The organism is Microbispora sp. NPDC049125 (assembly GCF_040802045.1).
Taxonomy (GTDB): domain Bacteria; phylum Actinomycetota; class Actinomycetes; order Streptosporangiales; family Streptosporangiaceae; genus Microbispora.
Map to the genome: position 1 here is coordinate 1 of NZ_JBEZDW010000087.1, position 6,849 is coordinate 6,849.

The 6,849-nt window shown below is 72.7% G+C and carries 2 protein-coding genes; both read left to right on the forward strand.

All coding sequences use genetic code 11. The annotated features are described in order from the left end of the window. Positions 1–2,760 (forward strand): SDR family NAD(P)-dependent oxidoreductase (locus AB0B72_RS39985; RefSeq protein ID WP_367745006.1); only part of this gene is annotated, 2,760 nt, incomplete at its 5' end. 37 nt (positions 2,761–2,797) lie between these two features. Then, a partial coding sequence (locus AB0B72_RS39990) for a type I polyketide synthase (protein ID WP_367745007.1) occupies positions 2,798–6,849 on the forward strand: 4,052 nt, incomplete at its 3' end.

Here is a 6,849-nt window from a genome sequence, read left to right on the forward strand (position 1 = left end):
GAGGGTGGGGCGATGGTCGCCCTGAACGCCTCAGAAGACGAAGTCCAGCCCCACCTCACCGACCGGGTGAGCATCGCCGCCGTCAACGGCCCCGCCTCCGTCGTCGTAGCCGGGGACGAAGACGCCGTCACCGCGGTCATCGAACGGTTCCCCGACCGCAAGTCGAAGCGGCTGAAGGTCAGCCACGCCTTCCACTCACCGCTGATGGACCCGATGCTGGACGACTTCCGCCAGGTCGCCGAGTCCCTCACCTACAACCCTCCCCAGATCCCGATCGCCTTCGGCTCGGACGCGGACTACTGGGTGGCCCACGTTCGCCAGCCGGTGCGGTTCCTGGACACCATGCGGACACTGGAAGCCGAAGGAGTACAGGTCTTCCTGGAGCTCGGCCCCGACGCCGTACTGACCGCGATGGGCCAGGACTGCGCCGACGGAACCTTCATCCCCACCCTCCGCAACGGCAGGCCCGAGACGGAAACCATCACCACCGCCCTCGCCCGCCTCCATGTCACCGGCGTCACCCCCGACTGGCGGGCCGTCCTCCACGGCGGCCGGCGCGTCGACCTGCCCACCTACGCCTTCCAACGCCGGCGCTACTGGCCGCAGGGCGAGATGCGGCCGCCGTCGCCGGACGTCACCGAGGTGGAGAGCCGCTTCTGGGAAGCGGTCGAACGTGAGGACCTGCAAGCGCTGGTGAGCGCCCTCGACGTCAGCGGCGACGACCCGCTGACCGCCGTGCTCCCCGCCCTCTCCTCGTGGCGCAGGCAACGCCGCGAGCAGTCCACCGTGGACGCCTGGCGGTACAAGATCACATGGAAGCCCGTCACTGAGACGCGGGCGACGCCGGGCCGGGGACCGTGGCTGGTGGTCGTGCCGGCCGGGCTCGCCACCGACGAGCGGGTGCTGCGGACCATGGAGGCACTGGGAGGACGGGTCGTCGAGCTCGACGCGGACGCCACGCGCGACGCCGTCGCCGCGCGGCTGCTTGACGCTCAGATCGCGGGCGCCGAATCCGGGGAAACCCCTGTCGGGGTCTTCTCGCTCCTCGCCCTCGACGAGTCGCCGCACCCGGTCCACCCGGCCCTGAATCGCGGGCTGGCGGCGACGCTCACCCTCGTCCAGGCGCTCGGCGACGCCGGGATCGGCGCGCCGCTCTGGATCGCCACCACAGGAGCCGTCTCCATCGGAGGCTCCGACAGGGTGACCAGCCCCGCCCAGGCACAGGTCTGGGGGCTCGGCAGGGTCGCCGGCCTGGAGCACCCCGAGCGCTGGGGCGGGCTCGTCGATCTGCCGGAGACGCTGGACGAGCGGGCGGCCACCCGGATGGCGGAGGTGCTGGGCGGCGCGGACGAGGACCAGGTGGCGATCCGCCCCTCGGGCGTGTTCGCCCGACGCCTGGTCAGGGCCCCCCAGGCCACCCCGCTCGACAGGCAGGACGACGCCGGGGAGGCCAGGCCGTACGGGACCGTGCTCATCACCGGCGGCACCGGCGCGCTGGCCGGGCACGCCGCGCGCTGGCTGGCCGCCAACGGCGCCGAGCACATCGTGCTGACCAGCCGCAGAGGCGCCGGCGCGCCCGGGGCGGCCGAGCTGGAGCGCGAGCTGGCGGGACTGGGCGTGCGGGTCACCGTCGCCGGTTGCGACGTCACCGACAAGGACGCCCTTGCCGGGCTGCTCACCGAGCACACCGTGACCTCGGTGGTCCACGCGGCAGGGCTGGGGCACTCCGGGGCGCTGGAGTCGACGACGCTCGGCGAGTTCGCGGAGGTGCTGGCGGCGAAGGCGGCCGGCGCCGCCCACCTCGACGAGCTGCTCGGCGACACGCCTGTCGAGGCGTTCGTCATGTTCTCCTCGATCGCCGGGATCTGGGGAAGCGGGGGCGGCGCGGCGTACGCGGCGGCCAACGCCTACCTCGACGCCCTCGCCGAAAGCCGCCGCGGGCGCGGGCTCGCCGCGACCGCACTCGCCTGGGGCCCCTGGGCCGGGGGCGGCATGGCCGCCGGGGAGAACGAGGAGCAGCTCCGCCGCAGAGGGCTCGCCACGATGCGCCCGGACCTGGCGATCGGCGCGCTCGCCCAGGCCATGCGGGACGGCGAGACGGCGCTCACCATCGCCGACGTGGATTGGGAGCGGTTCGCCCCGGCCTTCGCGGCCGCCAGGCCGCGCCCGCTCCTCAACGAGCTTCCGGAGGTACGGGCCGCCCTGGAGGGCGCCGCGGAGTCCGAGGAGGTCTCCTCGGAGCTGATGCGCCGCCTGGCCGCCGTTCCCGAGGCCGAGCGACACCAGGTGCTCCTGGACGTGGTCCGCATGGAGGCGGCCACCGTGCTGGGGCATCCCGGAGTCGACGTCATCGGGGCGGGCCGGGCGTTCCGCGAGGTCGGCTTCGACTCGCTGACCGCCGTCGAGCTGCGCAACCGGCTCAATGCGATGACCGGGCTGCGGCTGCCGGCCACGCTGGTGTTCGACTATCCGACCCCGGCGGCGCTCGCCGCCCATCTGGCCGGCGAGATCTTCCCCGGTGCGACGGACGCCGAGGCGGTCCACGCGCTGGAGGAGCTCGACAGGCTGGAGGCCGCGCTCAGCGCGGTCGGCCCCGACGACCACGACGTCAGAAGCACCATCACCACGCGCCTCAAGGCGCTCATGTCCCAGTGGAACGCCGCCCCGGCGGTGGACGGCGGCGACGTCGCCGAACGACTCCAGACGGCGAACGCCGACGAGCTCCTCCACTTCATCGATCAAGAGCTCGGGATGTCCTGAGACACCCTTCCGAACCGCGCAAAGAGGTGGCACCGACATGGTGGATGAGGAAAAGCTGCTTGAGTACCTCAAGCGGGTGACGGCTGATCTCCATCAGACGCGCCAGCGCCTGCGGGAGGCGGAGACGCGGGAGCCCGTGGCGATCGTGGCGATGAGCTGCCGCCTTCCCGGCGGGGTGCGCTCGCCCGAGGAGCTGTGGCGACTGGTCGACGAGGGTCGTGACGCGGTCACCGGGTTCCCGGCCGACCGCGGCTGGGACGTCGACTCGCTGTACGACCCGGACCCGGACGCCCACGGCACGTCGTACGTCAGGGAGGGAGGCTTCCTCCGGGACGCGGCCAGGTTCGATCCCGCGTTCTTCGGGATCAGCCCGCGTGAGGCGCTGGCCATGGACCCGCAGCAGAGGCTGCTGCTTGAGGTGTCGTGGGAGGCGTTCGAGCGGGCCGGAATCGCCCCCGACTCGCTGAGCGGCAGCCGTACCGGCGTCTTCGTCGGCACCAACAGCCAGGACTACGGCACGCTGCTGATGATGTCCCGCGAGGGCATGGAGGGCCACCACGGCACAGGCAACGCGGCCAGCGTCATCTCCGGCCGCGTCGCCTACAGCCTGGGACTCGAAGGCCCGGCGATCACCGTGGACACCGCCTGCTCGTCCTCGCTGGTCGCGCTCCATCTGGCCTGCCACGCGCTGCGTGAGCAGGAATGCTCCCTCGCCCTCGTCGGAGGGGTGGCCGTCATGGCCACTCCCGGCACGTTCATCGAGTTCTCCCGCCAGCGCGGCCTCGCGCCCGACGGCCGCTGCAAGCCGTTCGCCGCGGCCGCCGACGGCACGAACTGGGCGGAGGGCGTCACCACGCTGCTGGTGGAGCGGCTGTCGGACGCCGAGCGCAACGGGCACGAAGTGCTGGCCGTGATCAAGGGCAGCGCGGTCAACCAGGACGGCGCCAGCAACGGCCTCACGGCGCCGAACGGCCCCGCCCAGCGGCGGGTGATCCGGCAGGCCCTCGCCAACGCGGAGCTGACGGCCGCCGACGTGGACGTGATCGAGGCGCACGGCACCGGCACCGTCCTCGGCGACCCCATCGAGGCGCAGGCCCTCCTCGCCACGTACGGCCAGAACCGGCAGACGCCCCTGTATCTCGGCTCGCTGAAGTCCAACATCGGGCACGCCCAGGCCTCGGCCGGCCTGGCCGGGATCATGAAGATCGTCATGGCGATCCGGCACGGCGTGCTGCCCAAGACGCTGCACGTGGACGAGCCCACCCCGCACGTGGACTGGTCGGCGGGCAACGTCGAGTTGCTCACGGAGGCCAGGCCGTGGCCGCTGGTCGACCGGCCCAGGCGGGCCGCCGTCTCCTCGTTCGGCATGAGCGGCACCAACGCGCACACGATCATCGAGCAGGCCCCGGAGCCCGCCGTCGCCGCCGAGTCCCCGTCGCCCTCTGCCGCCGGTGAGGGCCCGGAGCCCGGGTTCATGCCGTGGCTGCTGTCGGGGCGCACCCCGGCCGCCCTGCGTGAGCAGGCGGTGAGGCTCCTCGACCACCTCTCCGGACGTCCTGCGACCGGCGTCGCCGACATCGCCCACTCCCTCGCCCTGACCAGGTCCGCCTTCGAACACCGCGCCGCCGTACTCGACACCGGCCGGGACGGCTTCCTGCGCGGCCTGGCGGCGCTCGCCGCCGGTGACGAGGCGGCGAACACGGTGCGGGAGACGGTCGCGGACGGCAAGCTCGCCTTCCTCTTCGCCGGTCAGGGCAGCCAGCGCGCCGGCATGGGACGGGAGCTGTACGAGACGTTCCCGGTGTTCGCCGAGGCGTTCGACGAGGTGTGCGCCGCCCTGCCGGTCAATGAGCCGGTCAGGGAGGCGATCTCCGACGGCGAGCTGCTCGGCCGGACCGAGTTCGCCCAGCCGGCGCTGTTCGCCCTGGAGGTGGCGCTGTACCGGCTGGTGACGAGCTGGGGCGTGCGGCCCAACGTCCTCGCCGGCCACTCGATCGGGGAGATCGCCGCCGCGCACGTGGCCGGGGTGCTGTCCCTGGAGGACGCCTGCACGCTGGTCGCCGCGCGCGGCCGTCTCATGCAGGCCCTTCCTTCTGGCGGGGTGATGGTCGCGGTGCAGGCTTCGGAGGAGGAGGTCCTGCCGCACCTCACCGACCTGGTGAGCGTCGCGGCCGTCAACGGCCCTTCGTCGGTCGTGGTGGCCGGTGAGGAGGACGCCGTCGCGGCGGTGGTCGCGCGGTTCCCCGGCCGCAAGTCGAAGCGGCTGAACGTCAGTCACGCCTTCCATTCGCCGCTCATGGACCCGATGCTGGACGACTTCCGCCGCGTCGCCGAGAGCATCTCGTACGGCAGGCCGCAGATCGCCATCGTGTCCACCGTCACCGGCGCCCTTGTCGAGGACTTCGACGCCGGCTACTGGGTCTCCCACGCACGGCGGGCCGTCCGTTTCCTGGATGGCGTCCGGGCGCTGGAGGCCCAGGGCGTGACGACATTCCTGGAGCTCGGCCCCGACGGGGTGCTGTCGGCGCTGGGTCAGGAGTGCGCTGAGGGCACGTTCGTCCCCGCACTGCGCGGGGACAGGCCCGAGGTTCCCGTGATCACCACGGCCCTCGCCCACCTGCACACGCGGGGTGTGCCCGTCGACTGGCGGACGGTCTCCGAGCGCTGGGCCGGCCGCCGGGTCGAGCTGCCCACCTACCCCTTCCAGGAGGAGCCGTACTGGCCCACCCTGTCCACCGCCTGGCTCGGCGACGTCACCTCCGCCGGGCTCCGCCCGGCCGATCACCCGTTGCTGGGTGCGGCGGTGGCGCTGGCGGGCGGTGAGGGCCTGGTGTTCACCGGGCGGTTGTCGGTGCAGTCGCATCCGTGGCTGGGTGAGCACGTGGTGCAGGGGTCGGTGCTGGTGCCGGGCACGGCGTTCGTCGAGCTGGCGGTGCGGGCGGCCGACCAGGCCGGGTGCGACGTGGTGGAGGAGCTGACGATCGCGGCCCCGCTCGTCCTGCCCGAGCTGGGCGGAGTGCAGATCCAGGTGGCGGTCGCCGGCGCCGACGAGTCGGGACGGCGCGCCGTCTCGGTGTACTCCCGGCATGAGGACGCGGACTTCGACGAGCCGTGGACCCATCACGCCTCAGGCACCCTCCTGCCCGCCGTACGGCAGGAGACGTTCGACCTCGCCGTCTGGCCGCCGCCGGAGGCGGTGCCGGTCGGTGTCGAGGGACTGTACGACGCGCTCGCCGCGGCCGGTTTCGCCTATGGGCCGGTGTTTTCGGGGGTGCGGGCGGCGTGGCGTCGGGGTGAGGAGATTTACGCCGAGGTGGTGTTGCCTGAGGGCACCGATGTGGCGGGGTTCGGGGTGCATCCGGCGTTGCTGGACGCGGGGTTGCATGCGATCGGTTTGGGGTCGTTCCTGTCGGGGGCGGGTGGCGGGCATGTGCCGTTCTCGTGGAGTGATGTGCGGGTGCTGGCGTCGGGTGCGACGTCGGTCCGGGTACGGCTGTCGCCCGCCGGCCCCGATGGGGTGAGTGTGCAGGTTGCCGATGGTGCCGGGGTTCCGGTGGCGTCGGTGGGGTGTTTGACGTTGCGGCCGGTGGTGGTCGAGCAGGTGGGGGCGGGGCGTTCGGAGTCGTTGTTCGGGCTTGAGTGGGTGCCGGTGGCTGCGCGGGAGGGTGCGGATACCGGTGGGTGGGCGTTCGTGGGTGGTGCGGACGGCTACGCCGATTGGGCGGCGTTGGATGAGGCGCTGGTGGGTGGGGGAGCTGTTCCCCCGGTGGTGGTGCTGTCGGTTGATGGCGGTGCCGATGACGATGCCGCGTTGAGGGTTCGCCGGGCGGCGTTGTCGGTGCTTGCCGGGGTGCAGGCTTTCGTGGCTGATGAGCGGTTCGCTGAGTCGCGGTTGGTGGTGCTGACGTCGGGTGCGGTGGGGCCGGAGGGTTCGGAGGATCTGGCGGGTGCGGCGGTGTGGGGGCTGGTGCGCTCGGCTCAGGCGGAGAATCCGGATCGGATCGTGCTGGTCGACGCCGACGACCCGTCCGCTGTGGCGGTGGCGGTGGGAGTGGGGGAGCCGCAGGTCGCGGTCCGTGAGGGCAAGGT